The 23,894-nt window shown below is 63.7% G+C and carries 22 protein-coding genes; 6 read left to right on the top strand and 16 right to left on the bottom strand.

Annotated elements, in window-relative coordinates:
* Nucleotides 1–8: 8 nt before the first annotated feature.
* From IPK65_09345 to mtnA, 16 genes are all read right to left on the bottom strand, one after another.
* Nucleotides 9–1,073, bottom strand: coding sequence for a hypothetical protein (locus IPK65_09345; protein MBK8163332.1), 1,065 nt, complete (start codon nt 1,071–1,073; stop codon nt 9–11).
* A 154-nt stretch (nt 1,074–1,227) separates the two neighbouring features.
* The gene (locus IPK65_09340; GenBank protein ID MBK8163331.1) at nt 1,228–1,524 is read right to left on the bottom strand and encodes a ComEA family DNA-binding protein; all 297 of its coding nucleotides are present in this window, start codon (nt 1,522–1,524) and stop codon (nt 1,228–1,230) included.
* 95 nt (nt 1,525–1,619) lie between these two features.
* On the bottom strand, nt 1,620–2,354 hold the full coding sequence (gene pyrF / locus IPK65_09335) for an orotidine-5'-phosphate decarboxylase (GenBank protein MBK8163330.1): 735 nt from the start codon (nt 2,352–2,354) through the stop codon (nt 1,620–1,622).
* Nucleotides 2,351–3,493 (bottom strand): lipopolysaccharide assembly protein LapB, encoded by a 1,143-nt coding sequence (gene lapB, locus IPK65_09330; protein ID MBK8163329.1) that lies wholly within the window; start codon nt 3,491–3,493, stop codon nt 2,351–2,353. The genes pyrF and lapB overlap by 4 nt, the downstream gene beginning before the upstream one ends.
* A complete protein-coding gene (locus IPK65_09325) occupies nt 3,493–3,786 on the bottom strand; it encodes a DUF1049 domain-containing protein (GenBank protein ID MBK8163328.1) in 294 nt (97 codons plus the stop codon). The genes lapB and IPK65_09325 overlap by 1 nt, the downstream gene beginning before the upstream one ends.
* A gap of 56 nt (nt 3,787–3,842) precedes the next feature.
* Nucleotides 3,843–4,181 carry an integration host factor subunit beta gene (locus IPK65_09320; protein MBK8163327.1) on the bottom strand — a complete coding sequence of 113 codons (339 nt, stop codon included), beginning with the start codon at nt 4,179–4,181 and terminating at the stop codon, nt 3,843–3,845.
* A 104-nt stretch (nt 4,182–4,285) separates the two neighbouring features.
* Entirely contained in the window at nt 4,286–5,962 is a 1,677-nt protein-coding gene (gene rpsA / locus IPK65_09315) for a 30S ribosomal protein S1 (protein ID MBK8163326.1), read from the bottom strand.
* A gap of 167 nt (nt 5,963–6,129) precedes the next feature.
* The gene (cmk, locus tag IPK65_09310; protein ID MBK8163325.1) at nt 6,130–6,816 is read right to left on the bottom strand and encodes a (d)CMP kinase; all 687 of its coding nucleotides are present in this window, start codon (nt 6,814–6,816) and stop codon (nt 6,130–6,132) included.
* Between the two features lie 136 nt (nt 6,817–6,952).
* Nucleotides 6,953–8,329: a 3-phosphoshikimate 1-carboxyvinyltransferase gene (gene aroA / locus IPK65_09305; protein ID MBK8163324.1), complete on the bottom strand. Its 1,377-nt coding sequence runs from the start codon at nt 8,327–8,329 to the stop codon at nt 6,953–6,955.
* A gap of 88 nt (nt 8,330–8,417) precedes the next feature.
* Nucleotides 8,418–9,314, bottom strand: a complete 897-nt coding sequence (locus IPK65_09300) for a prephenate dehydrogenase/arogenate dehydrogenase family protein (GenBank protein MBK8163323.1) — start codon at nt 9,312–9,314, stop codon at nt 8,418–8,420.
* Nucleotides 9,315–9,352: 38 nt separating this feature from the next.
* A complete protein-coding gene (gene aroF, locus IPK65_09295; GenBank protein ID MBK8163322.1) occupies nt 9,353–10,372 on the bottom strand; it encodes a 3-deoxy-7-phosphoheptulonate synthase in 1,020 nt (339 codons plus the stop codon).
* A gap of 54 nt (nt 10,373–10,426) precedes the next feature.
* Nucleotides 10,427–11,536: a prephenate dehydratase gene (pheA, locus tag IPK65_09290; protein MBK8163321.1), complete on the bottom strand. Its 1,110-nt coding sequence runs from the start codon at nt 11,534–11,536 to the stop codon at nt 10,427–10,429.
* Between the two features lie 132 nt (nt 11,537–11,668).
* A complete protein-coding gene (locus tag IPK65_09285; protein MBK8163320.1) occupies nt 11,669–12,835 on the bottom strand; it encodes a phosphoglycerate dehydrogenase in 1,167 nt (388 codons plus the stop codon).
* A gap of 113 nt (nt 12,836–12,948) precedes the next feature.
* Nucleotides 12,949–14,031 (bottom strand): 3-phosphoserine/phosphohydroxythreonine transaminase, encoded by a 1,083-nt coding sequence (gene serC / locus IPK65_09280; GenBank protein MBK8163319.1) that lies wholly within the window; start codon nt 14,029–14,031, stop codon nt 12,949–12,951.
* A gap of 10 nt (nt 14,032–14,041) precedes the next feature.
* Entirely contained in the window at nt 14,042–16,585 is a 2,544-nt protein-coding gene (gene gyrA / locus IPK65_09275) for a DNA gyrase subunit A (GenBank protein MBK8163318.1), read from the bottom strand.
* A gap of 213 nt (nt 16,586–16,798) precedes the next feature.
* The gene (gene mtnA, locus IPK65_09270) at nt 16,799–17,845 is read right to left on the bottom strand and encodes an S-methyl-5-thioribose-1-phosphate isomerase (GenBank protein ID MBK8163317.1); all 1,047 of its coding nucleotides are present in this window, start codon (nt 17,843–17,845) and stop codon (nt 16,799–16,801) included.
* A gap of 149 nt (nt 17,846–17,994) precedes the next feature.
* On the opposite strand from mtnA, the gene IPK65_09265 reads away from it, so the two are divergent.
* From IPK65_09265 to hpnC, 6 genes are all read left to right on the top strand, one after another.
* Nucleotides 17,995–18,519, top strand: a complete 525-nt coding sequence (locus tag IPK65_09265; protein ID MBK8163316.1) for an OmpA family protein — start codon at nt 17,995–17,997, stop codon at nt 18,517–18,519.
* Nucleotides 18,520–18,598: 79 nt separating this feature from the next.
* Nucleotides 18,599–19,942: a TRZ/ATZ family hydrolase gene (locus IPK65_09260; GenBank protein ID MBK8163315.1), complete on the top strand. Its 1,344-nt coding sequence runs from the start codon at nt 18,599–18,601 to the stop codon at nt 19,940–19,942.
* A 129-nt stretch (nt 19,943–20,071) separates the two neighbouring features.
* The gene (gene ubiG, locus IPK65_09255; protein MBK8163314.1) at nt 20,072–20,785 is read left to right on the top strand and encodes a bifunctional 2-polyprenyl-6-hydroxyphenol methylase/3-demethylubiquinol 3-O-methyltransferase UbiG; all 714 of its coding nucleotides are present in this window, start codon (nt 20,072–20,074) and stop codon (nt 20,783–20,785) included.
* Between the two features lie 164 nt (nt 20,786–20,949).
* On the top strand, nt 20,950–21,597 hold the full coding sequence (gene gph, locus IPK65_09250) for a phosphoglycolate phosphatase (GenBank protein MBK8163313.1): 648 nt from the start codon (nt 20,950–20,952) through the stop codon (nt 21,595–21,597).
* 12 nt (nt 21,598–21,609) lie between these two features.
* Nucleotides 21,610–22,881 (top strand): DNA recombination protein RmuC, encoded by a 1,272-nt coding sequence (rmuC, locus tag IPK65_09245; GenBank protein ID MBK8163312.1) that lies wholly within the window; start codon nt 21,610–21,612, stop codon nt 22,879–22,881.
* Nucleotides 22,881–23,765: a squalene synthase HpnC gene (gene hpnC / locus IPK65_09240; protein ID MBK8163311.1), complete on the top strand. Its 885-nt coding sequence runs from the start codon at nt 22,881–22,883 to the stop codon at nt 23,763–23,765. The genes rmuC and hpnC overlap by 1 nt, the downstream gene beginning before the upstream one ends.
* The last annotated feature ends 129 nt before the right edge of the window (nt 23,766–23,894 follow it).

Genomic DNA, 23,894 nt, shown 5'->3' with positions numbered 1-23,894 from the left:
TCACGCGCCTAGCGAACCTGCTCATGCATCCTCTCTTTGATTTTGAGCCGGAACTCGGCCAGCAAGGCGGTTAATATGCCCAGCAACAGTCCAAGGATGCCGGCGATAAGGACAACAAACAGTCTCCCAACCTCGTGTGGTTCAAGTGAACGCAGAGTGGGCACGATGGGACGCGTATATCGTATATTCACGATCTTCGCCTGAGCCTCCCGCAGCTTCTCCTGCAGTTCCGTCTGCCTGCGCAGGTTGTCGGCTACATCGTTCTTCAGTCTGTCCCGGTCGGCAGACATTCCGACCAGCAGGCGTTCCTTGATCTCGCCCTCGCGATCCATATACTTCCTGGTCTCGGTGTCGATCAGCATCAGGGTCATGGCCTTGGCCTCGCCCTCCACCTCGGTCAGCGCCTTGCTGCGATTGGATTCGGAAATATCGATCAGCTTCTGCATACCCTTGAGCTGTTCCCTCAGCAGGATCTCCTGCTCGTCCAGACGCTTTCCCTGCGCCTGCAGCGACAAGGCCTCGTCCTTGAGCTTGTCGAGCTGGTTGCGGATGCGGTTCAGGTCGTTCTCCATGCTGAGCTTGATGACATCGACCTCCGGATTATGGTCCTGGGCCAATCTGTCGAGGATCTGCTTATGCACATTGAAGTGGATCTCCTGATCGGCCAGGTCACCTTCACTGCGCATCAGGATGAGAGTACTGTCCTTGGGGATCTCGGCACTGACTTTGATACGCCTGGTATCCGGTTCGGCCTGCAGGCGCTGCTGTGAAATAAACGGTATGTAGCTTTCATTCAGTTTGGCGAGCAGTGTTACCGGTTCCTCCAGCAATCCATCACCGACGCGGGCGATCTGGATCGTCGTGGTATAGGAATAGCTATCGGTTTTCAATGCGGCGATGGCGATGCCCAGCACAACAGTCAGTGCCACGATGGCTGCGATCAGGCGCCTGTGCCGCGCCAGCACGAGCCAGAGATCCACCAGACTGATCTCGTCATCCGGCGGCACGGCGGGATAATGCGGGTAGGCGCCCGGTGCGGAACTTTCGATGGGTAAATTATGGTCCTTGTTCATTCCTGCCAGATCCAGGGAAGAATAATTCAGAATCAATCAGTTAATCCAATATGGCGAGGTATTGTATTGGACCGGTGGAGCAAATGCCACCCCTGGATAAAAAAACGGCCCCGCCTTGGCGGGGCCGTCATGCCATGTGTTATCTGCGCCCGAATCAGTCCGCGGAGGCTTTCTGCGCCGATTTCCCGGTATCACCCACGGACAACTGGTCCCGGTTCTTGTCGAGGAAGGCGGGCCCGATGCCCTTCACCTTGACGAGATCTTCGACGCTCCTGAAGGGGCCGTGCGCCTCCCGGTAGGCGATGATGGCCTCCGCGCGGGCCTTGCCGATCCCGTTGAGGCTGCCCAGGGCGGCGGCATCGGCTTCGTTGATGTTGACTTTGCCCGCCCACGCCCCGAGGCTGACGGCCGTGAGGACAAGACCAAGGATAATGCTGTGCAGGGTTTTCATAGGTTAACTCCTTTTAACCTGGTGAATGGATAAGCGGCATCCTGCCGCCACGCAGTAGTAAAGCGCGATCCAGCCTAGCACAAAATATTGCGGGGTCAATTACAGGATCCGGCGATCTCCTCCTGGATGGCCCGCAAGGCGGCCACAGGGTCGGCGGCGCCGGTAATCGGGCGGCCGATGACGAGATAATCAGAGCCGTTGCGCACGGCCTCGGACGGGGTCATCACCCGCTGCTGGTCGTCCTGCGCACTCCCCCCCGGGCGGATCCCCGGCGTGACCAGCAGGAATCCGGCCCCGTGCCTGCGGCGCATTGACGCGGCCTCGCGCGGTGAACAGACGACGCCATCCAGGCCCGCATCCGCGGTCAATGCCGCCAGCCGTTCCACCAGTTGCTCCGTGCCGTCCTGAAACCCGATTTCGCGGAGGTCGCCGTCGTCCAGGCTGGTCAGCACCGTCACCGCGATCAGCCGCGGTCGCGGCGTAAAGCGTTCCACGCTTTCCCGGGCGGCACCCAGCATGCGTCGCCCGCCCTGGGCGTGGACGTTCACCATCCATACGCCGAGTTCGGCCGCGGCGGTGCAGGCGGCGGCGACCGTATTGGGGATGTCGTGAAATTTCAGGTCCAGAAAGACGTCGAAACCGCGCCCGACAAGGCGCTCGACCAGTGCCGGACCGGCGCGGGTGAACAGTTCCTTGCCGACCTTGACCCGGCACAGCTCCTTGTCCAGCCGATCCGCCGCCGCCAGCGCCCTTCCCGCATCCGGATAATCCAATGCCACGATGATGCGTTTTGCATCCGCCGGCCGGGCCCCCGCCCCGCCTTGATTCATGCCGGCTGTCCCTGATAGGGCCTGACGGTATTCCACTGCCGGCATCCCGGACACTGCCAGCGCAGGCTTTTCCCTCGAAATCCGCAATTTGAACAATGATACATTGGGATATTCTCAAGTAATTTATTAATTATGCGAAGCCCGACCTCGACCGATTCCCTGCCGCCGGCGCCTTCGCCCTGCCCGAGCGATTCTAGCAGATACGCCAGGCCCGGCAGCGAGGGATGCGATTGCAGATAGCTCTCCAGGTAAAGCCGTGCCTCCGCTTCGCCGCGCTGTCGCGCCAGGTATTGCACGAACAGCATGACCGGCTGAAAGGAACCCTGCCGGCGCAGTGCCGCGGCAAGGAATTCGATCGCCTGGTCGGGGCGGCCGATCTTGTCGTGGCAATCCAGCAGCGGAACGACCGCCTCCGACAGGTACAGCGGGTCCTGCCGGCTCACCCTCTGCAGCGACTTGATGGCCGCCTTGTACTTGCCTTCCGTGCATGCGACGGTGGCCGCCAGCAGGCTCGCGCGCACGCACCTGCGATCCTTGAAGTAGGCGCGCCGCAGCATCTTCTTAGCGCGATCGTGATCGCCCGCCGCCATCGCCTGTGCCGCCAGTTCGCAATAGTAGTTGGCGAGCACCGGCCGGTTTCCGTCAAGCGCGACCGTGACGGCGATCGCCTTCTCCCATTCGTTTTCCTGCTCGTAAATGCCGCCCAGCAGGCGCAAGGCATCGACATGCTTCGGATCGCGCTCGACGAGCTCCCGGAACAGGTTCTCTGCGCGGTCCAGCAGGCCGGCCTGGTGATAGTCGCGTCCGAGCTCGAACAGGGCACGGTTGCGCTGCGCACGCGTCAGCTGCGGACGGGCGATGAGATTCTGGTGGATACGGATGGCGCGATCCACCTCACCCTGGCGTCGGAACAGGTTGCCCAGGGCGAAATGCGGCTCCACCGTCTCGCTGTCGATCTGCACGATCTGCAGCAGCACCTCAATCGCCTTGTCCGGCTGTTCGTTGAGGAGGTAGTTGATGCCCTTGAAATATTCAGGCTCGACACGGATGTCCGGCGCGCGGCTCTTGACGCGGCTGGCCGTATACCAGCCTGAGGCGGCGGCCAACGGCAGCAGCAGCCACAACAGTTCAAGCGGCATCAGCGTTCGTCTTGGTAGGGGAGCGCGCGAAGGTTGCTGAGTTCCTTGCCGGTGATCTTGATCTCCTTGCGCAACCGCGCGATCTCGCGGTTCTTCCTGAAGATCATCCCCAGCGCGGCCAGCACTCCGCACACGGCGCCCGCAAGGAGCGCGAGGACGAGGACCAGCGAGAGGGGGAGTTCACGCGCACCGATGTAATAGTCGATCCTGACGGAATCCGCGTTCAGCAATCCGAAGAAAAGGCCGCAGATCAGCACGATCAGGAAGAATACCAGACTGATTATGCGCTTCATCCGCCCTCATCGACACGGGTTTGCGACCGGCGCGGCGGCCGGGCAGTGACAATGCCCTACTGCATTTCCCTTGTCATCGCCTGCTGGCCGGCAGTCTTGGTCTTTTCCTGCGCCGCACCGCGGTTGACGCGTTCGCGCAGTTCCTTTCCCGGCTTGAAATGCGGCACGTGCTTGCCGGCCAGAGGCACGGCCTCGCCGGTCTTGGGATTACGCCCCATTCTGGGGGGGCGGAAATGCAGGGAAAAACTGCCGAAGCCGCGTATTTCGATGCGCTCGCCGCTCGCAAGCGACTGCGCCATCTGTTCGATCATCGTCTTTACAGCGAACTCGATGTCCTTGTAGGAAAGGTGTTTCTGTCGTTGCGCGATTATTTCTATTAGTTCTGATTTCGTCATTACAGTGGCCCCCAATACCGGAATTATCCCTAACAACCCGTTATCCAACGAAACCCTGCACCACCCGCGCGGATACCCACGTCCCTGTGGGTTCATCGCATCGCTTATTTGTTGTCGAGCTGCTCCTTGATCAGATCCCCCAGCGTCGTTGCCCCACCGGATTCGGAAGAGGAACGGCTGTATTCCCTGACCGCTTCGGCCTCCTCATGCTCGTCTTTCGCCTTGATCGAAAGCATGATGGTGTGGTTCTTGCGGTTCACGCCGGTGAACTTCGCCTCCACGTCCTGTCCGACGGTGACCACGGAATGGGCGTCCTCCACCCGTTCGCGCGACAGGTCTGCCGAGCGGATATAACCTTCCACGCTGTCCGCCAGCGTCACTGTCACGCCCTTGGCGTCGATCGCGGTGACCTTGCCGGTGACAATGCTGCCCTTGGGATGCTCCGCCACGTACAGTTCGAACGGATCACGCTCGAGCTGCTTGATGCCGAGCGAGATGCGCTCGCGCTCCGGATCGATCGCCAGGATAACGGTCTCGATCTCGTCGCCCTTCTTGAAGTTGTGAGCCGACTCTTCCCCTACGGCGTTCCAGGACAGGTCCGACAGATGCAGCAGGCCGTCGATGCCGCCTTCCAGTCCGACGAAGATGCCGAAGTCGGTGATTGACTTGATCACGCCCGCAATCTTGTCGCCCTTGTTGTGGCGGCCCGCGAAATCCTCCCACGGATTCGACTGGCACTGCTTGATGCCGAGCGAGATGCGGCGGCGGTCGGCGTCGATGTCGAGCACCATGACCTCGATCTCGTCGCCCAGATGCACCACCTTCGAGGGATGCATGTTCTTGTTGGTCCAGTCCATCTCCGACACGTGCACCAGGCCTTCCACGCCCTCCTCGATCTCGACGAAGCAGCCGTAGTCGGCGATATTGGTGACCTTGCCGAACACCTTGGAGCCGACCGGGTAGCGCCGCGTGAGGTTCTCCCACGGATCCTCGCCCAGTTGCTTGAGTCCCAGCGACACGCGATTGCGTTCGCGGTCGAACTTGAGGATCTTGACGTTGATCTCGTCGCCGATATTGACGATGTCCGCCGGCTGTTTGATGCGCTTCCACGCCATGTCGGTGATGTGCAGCAGGCCGTCGATGCCGCCGAGGTCGATGAACGCGCCGTAATCGGTCAGGTTCTTCACCACGCCCTTGACCACCTGGCCTTCCTCCAGGTTGGACAGCAGGGCATCACGCTCGGCGCTGCCTTCGCTCTCGACCACGGCGCGGCGCGACACGACGACGTTATTGCGCTTGCGGTCGGTCTTGACGATCTTGAATTCGAGATCCTTGCCTTCCAGGTGGGACAGGTCGCGCACCGGGCGGATGTCGACCAGCGAGCCGGGCAGGAACGCGCGGATATCGCCGATGTCGACTGTGAAGCCGCCCTTGACCTTGCCGCTGATGCGGCCGACGACCTTGTCGCCGTTGGCCATGACCTGGTCGAGAATGTCCCACTGCTTGATGCGGCGGGCCTTCTCGCGGGAGAGGCGGGTTTCTCCGGTGCCGTCCTCGACGGCGTCGAGCGCGACTTCGATCGAGTCGCCGACGCGCACATCGGCGACGCCGCTGTCATTGAAGAACTGCTCGATCGGGATGACGCCCTCGGATTTAAGGCCGGCATTGACCACGACGACATCAGGGCCGACGCTGACGACGATCCCGATCACGATGGAACCGGGACGCATCTGCTTTTCTACCTGGGTCTGTTCAAAAAGTTGTGCGAAGCTTTCACTCATTGGGTTTACGTTTCCTTGCCGCGGCGGCTGGCGACGGGCAATTCCCTTGGTTATATCTGCGAATGCAGACGATTTAACATACGCCTCGCCGCGGGATGCATGTCCCGGCGGTGGGCACCTTTATCTAAGCTTCAGAAACGGCTTGAAGAATACGGTTTCCCGGTTTTTCATGACGTGCGGATTTCCCACGCCTGCAGGATACTGTCCACCACTTCTTCGATACCCATATGGGTGGTATCGATCATGACGGCGCCCTCTGCCGGCTTCATCGGTGCTATCCGACGACCGCTGTCCCGCATGTCACGTTCTTCAATTTCCTTCAGAAGGGCACTTAGACTAACACTGATTCCCTTGTCCTTCAACTGTTTATAGCGCCTTGATGCGCGCTCATCCGGGCTGGCCTGGAGAAACACCTTGAGCTGGGCATCCGGAAAGACCACTGTCCCCATATCGCGGCCATCGGCCACGAGCCCCGGGGGCTGGCGAAACCGGCGCTGCCGCTCCAGCAAGGCCTGGCGAACGGCGGGCAAGGCGGCGACCCGGGAAGCGGCCGATCCGACATTTTCAGCGCGGATTGCATCGCTCACGTCGGCGTTACCAAGAGTGATAACCGCGTTCTCATCGCTGTTACCGGTGAAATTCACATCCAGATTCATGGCGAGCGCGGCCACCGCCGCCTCGTTCGCGAGTGCAACACCCCGTCTCAGCGCGCTCAGGCCGACCAGGCGATAGAGGGCGCCGCTGTCGAGCAAGTGCCAGCCCAGCCTGCCGGCCAGGATCCGGCTGACCGTCCCCTTCCCGACTCCGCCGGGACCGTCGACCGTGATGACTGGCGCCTTGTCTTGAGTATCCATATCAAGAATTCAGTGTAACTTACTGCATTATATATCGAAACTACAGGTGAAGCGTGAGGGGTAGGCGTGAGGCGAAAAACCGGAATCTGATTGGCAGAAGGCTGAATCCACTCGACGTACTCTTTCTCCTCACTCCTCACGCCTCACCCCTCATACGTACCCCCAGCTCTGCCCCCCTTGCCAACTCCACAACCTCCGGGAACGAGGTATCGACATTCTTGCAGTCACGGACGCGGATCGGACTCGAGGCGCGCAGTGCGGCTATGGCGAAGGCCATGGCGATGCGGTGGTCGCCGTGGCTCTGGATCTCGCCGCCGGAAAACACCGCTTCATCCTCGGGGACAGATTTTACATCCGTCCCCCTGGCATCGGCTCCGCCCTTTCCGTGAATAATGATCCCGTCCGGTGTCGGTTCCGCATCAATGCCCAGCAGCTGCAGCCCGTCAGCCATGACCTGGATGCGGTCGCTCTCCTTGACGCGCAGTTCCTCCGCGCCGGCCAGGACCGTCCGCCCTTCGGCGCAGGCCGCGGCGATGAAGAGGGCGGGAAATTCGTCGATCGCCAGCGGGACCTGTTCAAGCGGGATCTCGATCCCCTTGAGGGCGCTCGTGCGCACGCGCAGGTCGGCCACCGGTTCGCCGCCGTACATGCGTTTGTCGATCAACTCGATCCGCGCGCCCATCTGCTGCAGGATATTGATGACCCCGATGCGTGTCGGGTTGATGCCGACGCCTGTCAGCGTCACGTCAGAATCCGGCGCGATCGCGGCGCCGACCATAAAGAATGCCGCCGAGGATATGTCCGCCGGGATCTCGATGCGGGTCGGATTGAGTCTACCTCCCCCTTTCACACAGACCGTGTTGTGGTGGCGCGTGACCAGATAGCCGAAGGCGGTGAGCATGCGTTCGGTATGGTCGCGCGTCGGCGCGGGCTCGGTCACGCAGGTCTCCCCTTCGGCATAGAGTCCGGCAAGCAGCAGCGCTGACTTGACCTGGGCGCTCGCCACCGGCATGTCATAACGCACTCCGTGCAGCCTGGATCCGCCACGGATCCGCAGCGGTGGCGTACCCGAATCCCCGGTCTCGATGCGCGCCCCCATCGATGCCAGCGGCTGCGTCACACGGCGCATCGGCCGGCGTGACAGCGAGGCGTCGCCGGTCAGTTCCGTGTCGAAAGCTTGCGCGATGAGCAGGCCAGACATGAGACGCATCGATGTGCCGGAGTTGCCTAGATCGAGCGGGCCATCGGGCGCCCGCAGGCCGCGCAGGCCGACGCCGTGAATGGTGACCCTGCCCCGTTCGGGCCCGTCGATGACGACCCCCATGCGGCGAAACGCCGCCAGGGTCGCCAGGCTGTCCTCGCCCTCGAGGAATCCTTCCACTTCGGTCACGCCCTCCGCCAGCGAACCGAACATGATGGAGCGGTGCGAGATGGATTTGTCGCCGGGGACGCGGATGTCGCCGGTTAGACGGCCGCCGGGGCTGATATCGAAGATGTGTTCTTTCGTGGTCATCGCAGCATTGGTGAGGCGTTAGGCGTGAGGAGTGAGGCGACACAGGAAATATGCTCAATATCACTCACCATATTATGCGCCTCACACTTCACTCCTCACTCCTCACTGTTCCTTTCTTGGAAAACCGGTCCCGCACTTCCTTCGCGTGCGCGAACACCTTCATCAGTTGATCGCCGTCGGCGCGGCGCACGGCCTCGGCTATGCCGGCAAGGTCTGCGCTGAAGCGCTGGAGTATGCCGAGCATCGCCTCACGATTGGCCAGGCAGATGTCGCGCCACAGCACCGGGTCCGACGAGGCGATCCGCGTGAAGTCGCGGAAGCCGCCGGCGGCATAATCGAAGATCTCCTCGCTGTCGTCCATGCGCGCCAGGGTGTCGACCAGCGTATAGGCCAGCAGGTGCGGCAGATGGCTGGTGGCGGCCAGGACCTCGTCGTGATGCCGCACGTCCATCTCGGTCACGCGCGCACCGGCGCATTCCCATACGGCGCGCACGCGTTCGACCGCCGCGCGGCGCGTCTCGGAGAGCGGCGTCAGGATCACCCGGCAGCCGTGAAACAGCTCGGCGAACGAGGCCTCGACGCCGCTGCGCTCCGTGCCCGCGATCGGGTGCCCGGGAACGAAGTCGGCCAGGTGATCGCCGAGCCGTCGCCGCGCAGAGCTGACCACATTGCCTTTCGTACTGCCGACATCGGTGATGACCGCGTCCGCCGCGAGATGCCCGTCGATCGCGGCGAATACGGATTCGATCGCCCCGACCGGTACGGCAATCACGACCAGATCCGCTCCTTCTACCGCGCGCGCCGGATCGGTCTCGTGGCGGTCGATGACGCCGAGCTCCAGCGCACGCCGCAGGTTGGGCAACTGGCGCCCGGAGCCGATGATCTCGGTGCCGGGGAATGCGCGCCTGAGCGCCCGCGCCAGCGATCCGCCGATCAGGCCGACGCCGATGATGGTCAGCCGTCTGGTTGGCGCGTCAGGGGACATGTTCGGGGCGCAATGGTCGGTCGGCCTGGCAAGGCGCGTCAGAGCTCGCGTCCGAGCACACTTGCGATGCCGCGCAGCTCACCCATCAGGGCGGCGAGTTCCTGGGGATTGAGCGCCTGGTCGGCGTCCGACCACGCCGCGGGCGGATTGGGATGCATCTCCACCAGCAGGCCGTCCGCGCCGGCGGCGATCGCCGCGCGCGACAGCGCCGGCACCATCCAGGCCTTGCCGCCGGCGTGGCTGGGATCGATCAGCACCGGCAGGTGGGTCTCGCGCTTCAGCATCGGCACGGCGGTGACGTCGAGCATGTTGCGATAGGCGTCCTCGAAGGTGCGCACGCCGCGTTCGCAGAAGATGATGTTGTGGTTGCCGCCGGCGGCGATGTACTCGGCCGCCATCAGCCATTCGGAAATCGTCGCCGACAGGCCGCGCTTGAGGATCACCGGGGTGTGGGTGCTGCGTCCGACCTCCTTCAGCAGGTCGAAGTTCTGCATGTTGCGCGTGCCGATCTGGATCACGTCGACCTTGTGCTCCAGGAATACATCCAGCATGCGCACGTCCATCAGTTCGGTGACGATGGGCAGCCCGTGGCGCCCCGCGGCCTCCTTGAACATGCTCAACCCTTCGACGCCCTTGCCCTGGAAGGCATACGGGCTGGTGCGCGGCTTGAAGGCACCGCCGCGCATCAGGCGGCAGCCGGCCGCGGCAACGCCGGCGGCGGCGGCCTCCATCTGTTCCGGCGTCTCCACCGAGCAGGGTCCGCCGATGATCTGGATCGTCCTGCCGCCGATCGGGATGCCCTTCACGTCGATGACCGAATCGCGCTCGTGCGACTCGCGCGAGACGAACTTGTAGGGCTTCATCACGCGCACGACGCGCTCGACGCCGTCCAGCACCCCGACACGGTCAAGGTCGATCTCGCGTTCGTCGCCGATCGCTCCGACGACGGTGCGCTGCATGCCGCGCGAGGTGTGGGGCTGCAGTCCGAGCGAGCGCAGATGGCCCTCTACGGCTTCGATCTGCGCGTCGGTCGAATTGGCCTTCATGATGACGATCATTTGTTGCACCCGATTAATTAAGGTGTCTGGGACAGATTAAAATCTGTCCCAGACTCATTTATGGGGACGGATTTGAAATCCGTCCCCTACCGCACACGGATACGAACCGAGCACCTTGAGCATGGCGGCCTCATTTTCCAGGATCCCGATCACCGAGGCCACCTTCTCTTCCTGCGCGTGCCCCTCGATGTCGATGAAGAACACATATTCCCACATTTCCCGCCGCGACGGCCGTGATTCGATGCGCGTCATCGAAATACCATGCTCGGCCAGTGGTTTCAAAAGCCGGAAGAGCGCGCCGGGCCGGTTGGTGGTCGAGACGAGCAGTGACGTCTTGTCCCGTCCGCTCGGCGCGGGGATCTTGCGCCCGATCACCAGGAAGCGGGTGGTGTTGTCCGGTTTGTCCTCGATATTCGCCGCCAGGATATCCAGTCCGTAGATGGCGGCCGCATTGACGCCGGCGATGGCCGCGGCGCCCGGTTCGTCCTGCGCGCGCCGCGCGGCCCCGGCATTGCTGCTGACCGCCTCGCATTCGACGCCGGAGAGGTGCGCATTGAGCCACTCGCGGCATTGCGCCAGCGCCATCTGATGCGCGTAGACCCGGTTCACGGTACCCAGGTCCGCGGCCTTGCCCAGCAGGTTGTGGTGGATGCGCAGCTCGATCTCGCTGCAGATCTTGAGCGGCGAGCTCATGAACATGTCGAGCGTGTGGTCGACCGCCCCTTCAGAGGAATTCTCGATCGGGACCACGCCGTAGTCGACGGCGCCCGCCTCGACATCGCGGAAAACCTCGTCGATGGCGGCGAGAGGCCGTGCCGTCACCTCCTGGCCGAAATGCTTGAAGACCGAAGCCTCGGTGTACGTTCCTTCCGGCCCAAGGTAGGCGACGGCGATCGGACGCTGCAGCGCCAGGCAGGCCGACATGATCTCCCGGAACAGGCGCGCCACGACCTCGTCGTCGAGCGGACCCTGATTGCGACCGATCACGGTCTGCAGGACCTGTGCCTCGCGCTCCGGCCGATAGTAGTCGAGGTCGCCGGATGTCTGCTTCAGCCGCGCCACCTCGAGCGCGCAGCGGGCCCGCTCGCTGATCAGATCCTGCAGCTTCCCGTCGATCTGATCGATGCGCGCGCGGATGGACTTCAGTTTCGCGTCTTCGGACATTTCAGATCCAGTAAACGTGAGGCGTGAGGGGTGAGGTGCTAGGCGCGAAAAACCTGGAATCAGGGAAGCTCCCCTCGCCAGGATGATTACATCTTATTCTCTTACGCCTCACTCCTCACGCCTCTCTCCTCACTAATCAATCACCCGCACATTCAGCACGCCGTCGATCTTGCGTATGCCTTCCACAACCTCGGCCGGGATCTTGCGGTCCACATCGGCCAGGGTATAGGCGATCTCGCCGCGCGACTTGTTGAGCAGGTCGATGATGTTCAGCCCCGCCTTCGCCATTGCGGTCGAGATCTGGCCGACCATGTTGGGCACGTTGGCGTTGGCGATGGCGATGCGGAAGCCCTCGGTGCGCGGCATGTGCACCTCGGGGAAGTTGACCGCGTTGAAGATATTGCCGTTCTCGAGATAGTCACGCACCTGGTCCGCCACCATGACGGCACAGTTCTCCTCCGCCTCGTCGGTGGAGGCGCCGAGATGTGGCAGGGCGATCACGCGCTTGTGATTCTTGAGCTGTTTACCCGGAAAGTCGCACACATAGGCGTAGATCCTGCCGGCGTCGATCGCAGCACTCACCGCGGCGGTGTCGACAATGCCTTCGCGCGCGAAATTCAGGATTACCGCGCCGTTCTTCATGCGCTTGAGGCGGTCCGCATTGATCATGTTGCGGGTCTCGTCGGTGAGCGGCACATGGAAGGTGACGAAATCCACCTTGGACAGCATGTCGTCCAGGCTCACGGCCTGCTGCACCTCGGACGACAGGCGCCAGGCGCTCTGTACGGTAATCTTGGGGTCGTAGCCGATCACGCGCATGCCGAGGTCGATGGCGACGTTGGCAACCTTGATGCCGATCGCCCCCAGCCCGATCACGCCCAGGGTACGGCCCGGCAGTTCGAAGCCGACGAAATCCTTTTTGCCCGCCTCGGCCTGTTTTCCGATGGATTCGTCGTCGCCCTCAAGGTTGCGCGCGAAATCCCACGCCTGGCAGATGTTGCGGCAGGCGAGCAGCATGCCCGCGACCACCAGCTCTTTCACGGCGTTGGCGTTCGCACCCGGGGCGTTGAACACCGGGATGCCGAGCTTGCTCATGTCGGCCACCGGGATATTGTTCACCCCGGCGCCGGCGCGGCCGACCGCCTTCAGCGTGGGCGGGATCGCCATGCCGTGCATCTTGAACGAACGCAGCAGGATCGCGTCCGGATGCAGGATCTCGGACGCGATTTCATAGGTCTCGCGCGGGAAGCGCTCCAGGCCAACAACGGAGATGTTGTTCAGTGTCAGGATCTTGTACATGAATGTTCGCGCACCTTTTTAAATGGTGAGGTGTTTGGAGTTAGGAGTTAGGCGTGAGGCGGAAATTCAAAATCTTTTACTCCTGACACCTCACTCCTAACACCTCACCGATCCTATCCGCGCCGTTTGGCGAAATCCTTCATAAACGCGAGCAGCGCGTCGACGGCCGACTCGGGCACGGCATTGTAAATGCTGGCGCGCATGCCGCCGACGGAACGGTGTCCCTGCAGCGTGGTCAGGCCCTTCGCCTCGGCCTCCTTCAGGAAGGGTGCGTCGAGCGCCTCGTCCGTCAGCGTGAACGGCACGTTCATCCACGAACGGCAGGGTTTGTCGACCGGATTGCGGTAAAAGCCGGAGGCGTCAATGTAATCGTACAGCCTGGCGGCCTTGCGCTGGTTGATCTTCGCCATTCCGGCCAAGCCGCCGAGGCGCTTGAGCCAGTCGAATACCAGGCCCGCGATGTACCAGCTGTAGGTCGGCGGGGTGTTGTACATCGATTCGTTCTCGGCGTGGATCTTGTAATCGAGCATGACCGGCATGCCCGGCAGCGCCGCGCCGATGAGATCCTCGCGCACGATGACCAGGGTCAGTCCGGCGGGACCGATGTTCTTCTGCGCGCCGGCGTAGATCACGCCGAATTTCGTTACGTCGACCGGCCGCGACAGCAGCGTCGACGACATGTCGGCGACCAGCGGCACGGCGCCGGTGTCGGGGATGAACGGGAACTCCACGCCGCCGATGGTCTCGTTGGGCGTGTAGTGCACGTAGGCGGCGTCCGGGTTCAGCTTCCATTCTGCGCGCGGCGGCACGGTGGTGAATTTGCTGGCGGAGGAACTCGCCGCGACGTTCACCTCGCAGAAGCGCTGGGCCTCCTCGATCGCCTTCTTCGACCACGCGCCGGTGTTGATGTAATCCGCCGTGCGCTTTCCGCGCAGCAGGTTGACCGGCACCATGGAGAACTGCAGGCTCGCACCGCCCTGCAGGAACAGGACCTTGTAGCTGGACGGGATGGCGAGCAGTTCGCGCAGGTCGGCCTCGGCCTGGCGCGCGATCGACAGATAGGCCTTGCCGCGATGGCTCATCTCCATCACCGACATGCCGCTGCCATGCCAGTCGAGCATCTCCTCGCTGGCGCGTTTGAGTACTTCCTCCGGCAACATCGCCGGGCCTGCGCTGAAATTGTAGACGCGTGCCATTATCTGCCCCTTACTCGGAACCTTCTTCTTCCAGACTCTCGAACCGGTCGATACCGACCAGTCGCTCACCTTCATCCAGGCGCATCAGGCGCACGCCCTGGGTGTTGCGCCCCTGCACCGAGATCTCGTCCACGTGGGTGCGCACCAAGGTGCCGCCCGCAGTGATTACCATGACTTCATCGCCGTCGAACACCAGCTCCGCCCCCACCACCGGACCGTTGCGCTCCGTGGTCTGGATGGAGATGACGCCCTGGCCGCCGCGCCCGTGTACCGGGTATTCATCGATCCGGGTGCGCTTGCCGTAGCCGTGCTCGGTTGCGGTCAGCACATAACCTTTTTCATCCGCGATCAGCAGCGAGATGACCCGCTGGCCTTCCGCCAGCTTGATGCCGCGCACGCCGCGGGCGACCCGGCCCATCGGGCGTACGGTGTCCTCGCGGAAGCGCACCGCCTTGCCGCCGCTCGAGACCAGCAGAATATCCTTACTCCCGTCCGTGATATCCACCCCGATCAGGTGGTTCCCTTCCTCCAGTTCGATCGCGATGATGCCGTTCGAACGCGGCCGCGAATAATCGGTCAGCGGGGTCTTCTTCACGGTGCCGTTGCTGGTCGCCATGAAGACGAACTTGTCCTCCGCATACTCACGCACCGGCAGCACGGCATTGATGCGTTCATGCTCCCCCAGCGGCAGGATGTTCACGAACGGCTTGCCGCGTGCGTTACGGCTCGCCTGCGGCAGTTCGTAGACCTTGAGCCAATAGACCTTGCCGTGGCTGGAGAAGCACAGGATGGCGTCGTGCGTATTGGCAACGAAGAGTTTATCAATAAAGTCGGCCTCCTTCATCGAGGTGGCCGATTTGCCCCGCCCGCCGCGCCGCTGCGCCTGGTACATTTCGACGGGCTGGGATTTGACGTAACCGCCGTGGGACATCGTGACCACGACATCCTCCGGGGGGATCAGATCCTCCATCGACAGGTCGGTCTGGTCATGCTGGATCTCGGTGCGGCGCGCATCGCCGTACTGCTCGCGCACGGCGAGGAGCTCGTCCCGGATTACCTGCATGAGCCGCTCCGGATTCGACAATATCTCAATCAGTTCTTTAATTGTGTTTATTATTTCTTTGAATTCAGATCGGATTTTATCCTGCTCAAGTCCGGTCAGGCGGTGCAGGCGCAGATCCAGGATCGCCTGGGCCTGAGTCTCGGACAGGTGATAACCGGAGGGTTGCAGACCGAATACCTCGGCCAGTCCCTCGGGCCGCGCCAGACCGGCGCCGGCCCCCGCCAGCATCTCGGTCAGCACCCCCGGCGACCAGGCGCGCGCCATCAGGCCGGCCTTCGCCTCGGCCGGGCCGGGGGCCGCCTTGATCAGGGCGATCACCTCGTCGATGTTCGCCAGCGCGACGGTCAGACCCTCCAATATATGGGCCCGCTCGCGCGCCTTGCGCAGGTCGAAGATCGTGCGCCGCGTGACGACCTCGCGCCGGTGCTGCAGGAAGGCCTCCAGCGTCTGCTTGAGATTCAGCAGCCGCGGCTGTCCCTCCAGGAGCGCTACCATGTTGATGCCGAACACGTTCTGCATCTGGGTATGCAGATACAGGTTGTTGAGCACCACTTCGGCCATCTCGCCGCGCTTCAGCTCGACGACCATGCGCATGCCGTCCTTGTCGGATTCGTCGCGCAGTTCGGAGATACCCTCGAGGCGCTTTTCCCTCACCAGCTGCGCGATCTTCTCCAGCAGCAGCGCCTTGTTGACCTGATAGGGCAGCTCGGTGACGATGATGCGCTCGCGGCCGGAATCCTCGGTTTCAAAATGCGCACGGGCGCGCAGATAGATGCGCCCGCGACCGGTGCGATACGCCTCGTGAATGCCGCGCACCCCGTTGATGATCGCGCCGGTGGGGAAGTCGGGGCCGGGGACATGCTCCATCAGGCCCTGGATGTCGATCGCCGGGTCGTCGATCAGCGCAAGACAGGCGCCGACAATCTCGGTCAGGTTATGTGGCGGAACATTGGTGGCGAGCCCGACCGCAATACCGGCGGAACCGTTGATGAGAAGGTTCGGGATGCGCGCCGGCATGACCTTCGGCTCCCGTTCCGTCTCGTCGTAGTTGAGCCCGAAATCCACCGTCTCCTTGTCGAGATCGGCCAGCATCTCGTGGGCGATGCGCGACATGCGCACCTCGGTGTAACGCATCGCCGCCGGGGCGTCGCCGTCGACGGAACCGAAATTGCCCTGCCCGTCGACCAGCATGTAGCGCAGAGAGAAGGGCTGAGCCATGCGCACGATGGAGTCGTACACCGCGGTATCGCCGTGCGGGTGGTACTTACCGATCACGTCACCGACCACGCGGGCGGACTTCTTGTAAGGTTTGTTCCAGTCGTTGTTGAGGCCGTGCATCGCGAACAGCACGCGGCGATGCACCGGTTTGAGGCCGTCGCGCACGTCCGGCAGCGCACGCCCGACGATCACGCTCATGGCGTAGTCCATATAGGACTGCTTCATCTCCTCTTCGATGTTGGTGAGGAGAATCTCTTTGGCGGTATCTGTCATGAAACGGTTGAATGCGTCATGCGGCCGCGCCGGAGAGCGGGCGTGGCGGCAGACTCATGTTTTCCTGATTCCTTGTGGTTTATTTTTTTCCCTGTATCGGGGCGTATAAATTAAGAGAGGAATTCTAGCACAAGGCATACGGCCGCCGCATCTTCTCCTAACGGGCAAACCGCCATCCCGAGGCAGAGCTGCCGGGCCGCTCGGGCACCGCGCTCAGGACTTCATCAGCGCAGCCATCTTGGCGGCGTCCGGGGCCAACACCACGCCCTTTTCGGTGACGATCGCGTCGACCAGGGCCGCGGGCGTCACGTCGAACACCGGATTCCATGCCCGCGCGCCGGGGGCCGCCACGACATGGCCGCCAAGCGCGAGCAGTTCCTCCTCGCGGCGCATCTCGATCGGTATCGCCCCCCCGTCGGGCGTGCTCATGTCGATGGTCGAGGTCGGCGCGACGACCATGACCTTGACGCCGTGGTGGCGCGCGGCGATCGCGGCGCCGTAGGTGCCGATCTTGTTGGCGACGTCGCCATTGGCGGCGATGCGGTCCGAACCGACGATCAGCCAGCCGACCTCCCCCTGCTTCATCAGGTGGGCGCCGGCGCCCTCCGCCACCAGGGTCACCGGTATGCGATCCTCGAGGAGCTCCCAGGCGGTGAGCCGCGCACCCTGCAGCCAGGGACGGGTCTCATCGGCATAGACGCGCCGGATGCGGTCGCTTAAATAGCCCGCGCGGATCACGCCGAGCGCGGTGCCGAAGCCCCCCGTTGCGAGGGATCCTGCGTTGCAGTGCGTCAATACCGCGCAGGGGGTCTCGATCAGCGCCGCGCCGAGCTGTCCCATCCTGCGGTTGGCGGCGATATCCTCCTCGTGGATCGCGCGCGCCTCCTCCAGCAGGCGCACGCCGGGGCCGCCGGGGCAGTCCACGATCGCCGCGCGCATGCGTTCGATCGCCCAGAAAAGATTCACCGCGGTTGGACGCGTGCCGGCAAGCAGCTGCAGGTCTTCCCCGATATCCGCCTTCCATGTCGCCGGCGCGGCATCGAAGCGGTCGCGCGCCGCCAGCACCACGCCGTAGGCGGCCGCGATGCCGATGGCCGGCGCGCCGCGCACCGTCATGTTGCGGATCGATTCCGCCACTGTGCCCACGTCGCGGCAGGCGATCTGCTCGTTCCGCTGGGGCAGCAGGCGCTGATCGATCAGCCACAGGGCGCCGTCGCGCCAGAGTATGGGACGTACGCTGTCATGGGCATCGAGATTCATCGCTGGAGATTCCGTATCAGAATGGTCGTATGGGTGGATGGCCGGGGAGCGGAACCGTCCGTTCGCGCGGCTAAATCGACCCACATTCTACCATCACCGCCCCGTACGGCGCAGTTAAGACTCGACCGGCGCGGCCGATATTTTCCAGGATGAGATCCCGTTCGCATTCAATCCTGCACGCCGCCATCACAGCCGTCCTGCTGGCGCTGCCGCCGGCTGCGCAGATCCTGGCCGAAGACGCGGCCCCCGGGGAAGGCATGGCGGCGGAAACGTCACCGCGTGACACACCCGCCGCGTCCGGACCCGGTGCACAGTTCGAGTTCATCCCCTTGCGCCATGTCTTTTTCGAACACGACCGCGCGCAACTGGGCGACCAGGCACGCCGGATCCTCGATGACGCGGCACTCTACCTCAGGCACGCGACCGGGATCGACCGCGTGATCATCCAGGGACATGCCGATTACACGGCGGGTGAAATCTACAACGACAAGCTGTCCGACCAGCGGATGGGCGCCGTGCGCGATTACCTCGCCGGCCAGGGGGTGGAGGCGGATCTGCTCCGTGCCGGCGGACTGGGCGAACACGTCCCCATCGACGAAAACTGGACCCGTGATGGACGCGCGCGCAATCGCCGCGTCGAAATCTACATCGTGCGACACGCCGACCTACCCTGATCCCGCACCCGGGCGCGGGTGATTTCCGCAGCGCCTTCCCGCTATACTAGCGGGACCCGATTCCCGGCAGGCCTTCCCCATGACCACCGTCGACACCCTCATCCATGCGCGCTGGATCATCCCGGTCGAACCGGAAGGCCGGGTACACGAACATCACGCCCTCGCGATCCAGGGCGGACGCATCGCAGACATCCTGCCCTCCGCCGAGGCGGCGCGCCGCTACCGCACCGAACACGAACTGCGCCTGGACGAACACGCCCTGATACCCGGCCTGGTCAACGCGCACACCCACGCCGCGATGTGCCTGTTTCGCGGCCTGTCCGACGACCTCCCGCTGATGCAATGGCTGCGCGACCACATCTGGCCCGCGGAGGCGGCCTGGGTGGGGGCTGAATTCGTGTTTCAGGGTTCGCAGCACGCCATCGCCGAGATGCTGCGCGGCGGCACCACCTGTTTCAACGACATGTATTTCTTTCCGGACGAGACCGCGCGCGCAGCAAGTCACGCCGGCATGCGCGCGGCGATCGGCCTGATCATGATCGACTTCCCCACCGCCTGGGCGGCGGACGCGGATGAGTACCTGTCCAAGGGTCTGGAGCTGCACGACCGCTACCGCGGCGACCCGCTCATCAGCACCGTGTTCGCGCCGCACGCCCCGTACACCGTGTCGGATGAACCCCTGCAGCGGATCCGCACCCTGGCGGACGAGCTGGACATCCCCGTGCACATGCATGTGCACGAAACGGCTGACGAGATCAACGGCAGTCTCGAACACCACCGCCAGCGGCCCATCGCGCGCCTGGAGCAGCTCGGCCTGCTCTCGCCGCGCCTGCTCGCGGTACACATGACCCAGCTCGACGACGCCGAAATCGCCCGCCTTGCTCACACCGGCGCGCACGTGATCCACTGCCCGGAGTCCAATCTCAAGCTCGCAAGCGGTTTCTGTCCTGTGCACAGGCTGCTCCAGGCCGGTGTCAACGTCGCGCTCGGCACCGACGGCGCCGCCAGCAACAATGATCTCGACATGTTCGGCGAGATGCGCACGGCGGCGCTGCTCGCCAAGGCCGTAGCCGGCGATGCCAGCGCCCTGCCCGCCGCCGCCGCACTGCGGATGGCCACCCTGAACGGCGCGCGCGCCCTCGGCCTGGAGGAGGAGATCGGATCGCTGCGGCGCGGAAAATCCGCCGACGTCGTCGCCGTACACCTTGGCGACATCGAGTCGCGCCCCGTGTATCATCCGATCTCGCAGCTGGTCTACACCTGCGCCCGCCAGCAGGTAAGCGATGTATGGGTCGCCGGCCGCCACCTGCTCAAGGACCGCCGTCTCACCACCCTCGACGAAACCGCCATCCTCGCAAACGCGGAGGCGTGGCGGGACAAAATCGCCGAGAGTGATGAACATAGACGAGGGCGTGAGGCGTGAGGCGTGAGGCGTCAAAATCATATCCGCTGCATATTTCCTGTCATGCACTTTATTGATCCTGCGCCTGACTCCTCACGCCTAACGCCTCACCAGAATTAATTGCCAATCAACCAATACATGCGTATCAACATGGCCGCAACCACACTCAACGCAGACGCCGCCGAAGTCGCCAAGTTCGACGCCATGGCCGCGCGCTGGTGGGATCCGGAGGGGCCGTTCAAGACACTGCACGACATCAATCCGCTGCGGCTGGGATTCATCGACGCGCGCGCGCGGCTGGCGGGAAAGGACGTGATCGACGTCGGTTGCGGCGGCGGCCTGCTCGCCGAGGCGATGGCGGAACGCGGCGCGCGCGTTTCGGGCATCGACCTGGCCGAATCATCGCTGGCGGTCGCGCGCCTGCACCTGCTCGAAACCGGGCGGCAGGTCGATTACCGGCGCATCAGCGCCGAGGAGCTCGCCGCGGAATCCCCTGCGACGGCGGATGTCGTCACCTGCATGGAGCTGCTCGAGCATGTGCCCGATCCGGACACCCTGGTTACCGCCTGTGCCCGGCTGGTGCGGCCCGGCGGCAGCGTCTTCTTCTCCACGCTCAACCGCACTCCCAAGGCCTATCTGTTTGCGATCGTCGGCGCCGAATACCTGCTGCGCATGCTGCCGCAGGGCACGCATGACTACGCCCGCTTCATCCGTCCTTCCGAGCTCGGGCTCTGGCTGCGCACCGCCGGTCTCGAAGTACGCGAGCTCGTCGGGCTGGGCTACAACCCGCTCACGCGCCGTTATTCGCTGGGCCAGGATGTCGATGTCAATTACCTGGTGCATGCCGTAAAAACACAGGACTGAGGGCTTGGCTAAGGCCGGGACATATCAGGCGTATCTTCATTATCGAACTGGTTATGTTCAATTTAATTAGACCTTAGTCCTCGGCCTCCAGTCCTGCTCGATAATCTCATGCAAACGTCGCCCGTCCTACACCTTTATGACCAGTGGAACGTCCCCCGCGCTGCCTGCTGTTCGATCTCGACGGCACGCTGGTGGACACCGCCCCGGACCTGGCCGCGACGCTGAACGCGTTACGCGCCGAGCACGGACAGATGCCACTGCCGTTCGACACGATCCGTCCGCACGTCTCGCACGGCGCGCGCGCCATGGTGCGCGTCGGCTTCGCCATTGACGAGGGGGATGCGCGCTTCACCGCCCTGCGCGAGCGCTTCCTGGCGCTCTACCGCGAACGGCTCATGACGAATTCGCGCCTGTTCGACGGCATGGATACGGTCCTTGCCGCGCTGGAAAACCGCGGCGTAAAATGGGGCATCGTGACCAACAAACCGGCATGGCTGACCGAACCGCTGCTGGCGGGCCTCGGCCTCGCGTCGCGCGCGGCGTGCATCATTAGCGGCGACACCACGCGCAACCGCAAGCCCCATCCCGAACCCCTCCTGCACGCCAGCGCCCTGGTCGGCATTGCGCCCGAGCACTGCCTCTACATCGGTGACGCGCGGCGCGACATCGAGGCGGGCCGCGCCGCCGGCATGAAGACGCTGGTGGCGCTGTTCGGTTACCTGGGGGACGACGACAGCCCCCATGAATGGGATGCGGACGGGACGATTGACGATCCACTCGACATACTCGACTGGTTCAACGTCCATGCATGAACGCAGCGACCCATGACGGTGGACAGCCTGATCATCGCGGGCGTCGCGATCCTCGTCGCCTTCTTCGCCGGTTTCTCGCTGGCACGCCTGCATGCCCAGCGGCGCCATACTGTGCTGGAGCTTCGCCTTGTCGAACTGGGCACCACCCTGGAGATCGAACGCAGGTCCGCGCAGGAAAAGCTGCAGGCGCTGGAACAGGCGCGTACGCAACTGAGCGACACCTTCACGGCGCTCTCGAGCGAGGCGCTGAAGCACAACAACGCCGAATTCCTGCGCCTGGCGCAGGAAAAGCTCAAACAGTTCCACATCCAGGCCGAGGGCGAACTGTCGAAGAAGGAACAGGCGATCGAACACCTGGTCGCGCCCATCAAGGAGCTGCTGGAGAAGACGCGCAGCCAGATCCGCGAGATCGAGCACGAACGCAAGGAGGCCTACGGCTCGATCAGCAAGCATCTTGAGTCGCTCGCCCAGACCCAGCAGCTGCTGCACGGAGAGACGCGCAACCTGGTGCAGGCGCTGCGCCGCCCCGAGGTGCGCGGACAATGGGGCGAGCTGACGCTGCGCCGCCTGGTCGAGCTCGCCGGCATGGTGCAGCACTGTGATTTCTATGAGCAGGAGCACACCGCCACCGATACCGGCGCCATCCGACCCGACATGATCGTGCGCATGCCGGGCGGCCGCGAGATCGTGGTCGACGTGAAGACGCCGCTCGACGCCTACATCAGCGCGTTCGAGGCGCCGGACGACGCGACCCGCCGCCAGCACCTGGAGCGCCACAGCCGCAAGGTGCGCGAGCGTGTGCAGGAACTCGCCGGCAAGGCGTACTGGAGCCAGTTCAAGCGCAGCCCCGACTTTGTCGTGCTGTTCATCCCGGGCGAACAGTTCCTGGGCGCTGCGCTCGACCACGACCCCGGGCTGCTCGAGGAGGCGCTGAGCAAGAAGGTCATCCTTGCCACCCCGACCAGCCTGGTCGCGCTGCTGCGCGCGATCGCCTTCGGCTGGAACCAGCAGGCGATCACCGAGAACGCGGAACGCATCCGCGACCTCGGCGAGGACCTCTACAAACGGCTTGTCACCTTCGGCGAACACCTGGCGAAGCTCGGCCGCCACCTCGGCGGCGGTCTCGACGCCTACAACAAGGCAGTGGGCTCGTATGAGCGCCAGGTGCTGAGCGGCGCGCGCAAGTTCACCGAGCTCGGCATCAGCGCGACAAAGCCGCTCGACGTCCCGGAACAGATCGAACAGGGCGTACGGCGCATGGCCGAAGAGACCCCGGGCGAGTGATGTCCGCCTCTCCCGCCCCGGCGCGGGTGCGCGAAGCCTACAGCTATTGTCTCGACCTCGCCCGCCGCCATTATGAAAACTTCCCCGTCGCCTCGCGCATAGTACCTGCGCACCTGCGCGGTCCTGTCGCCGCCGTCTACGCCTTCGCGCGCACGGCGGATGACTTCGCGGACGAGGGCACGCGCACGCCGGAAGAACGTCTGGCCTTGCTGGAGGAATATGGCCGCCGGCTCGATGTCATGGCTGCCGGCGATCCGCAGGATGCACCCGGCGATGACCCTGTATTCATCGCGCTGGGCGCTGCCTGCCGGGAGTACCGGCTGCCTCTCACGCTGTTCCATGAGCTGCTCGATGCCTTCCGCCAGGACGTGACCAGGAAGCGCTACGCCGATTTCGCCGAGATGATGGATTACTGCCGCCGCTCGGCCAATCCCGTCGGACGACTGCTGCTGCACCTTTACGGCGAAGCCACCCCCGACCGGCTTGCCCGCTCCGATGCCGTGTGCAGCGCGCTGCAGCTGATCAACTTCCTGCAGGACATCGGACAGGACTACCATGAATGCGGCCGCATCTACCTGCCCCAGGACGACATGCGTGCCTGCGGCGTCGGCGAGGACGCCATCTCCGCGGGACGCACCGACGCCGCCATGCTGCGCCTCGTCGAACTTCAGGTCGTCCGTATCCGCGCCCTGTACGCCACTGGGGCGCCGCTCGGCCGGGAACTGCGCGGCCGCCTCGGCCTCGAGCTGCGCCTGATCCTGTCCGGTGCCCGGCGCGTGCTGGACAAGCTTGCCGAGGAACGGGTGGATGTGTTCAGCAGACCTCGTTTGACGCGAATGGACTGGGTGGGGGTGGTGTGTGACGCTCTGAAAAGACAGGACTGAGGACTAAGTAAATGATCAAATCGTAGCCCGGATGGAGCGCAGCGGAATCCGGGAGTCTTTATATTATCCCGGATTACGGCGCTCCACGCCTGCATCCGGGCTACAATACCAACACGTTTTATTGTTTTA

The organism is Gammaproteobacteria bacterium (assembly GCA_016712635.1).
GTDB lineage: Bacteria > Pseudomonadota > Gammaproteobacteria > SZUA-140 > SZUA-140 > JADJWH01.
The sequence above is the reverse complement of the archived record's forward strand: the minus strand, read 5'-3'. Positions and strand labels throughout refer to the sequence as shown.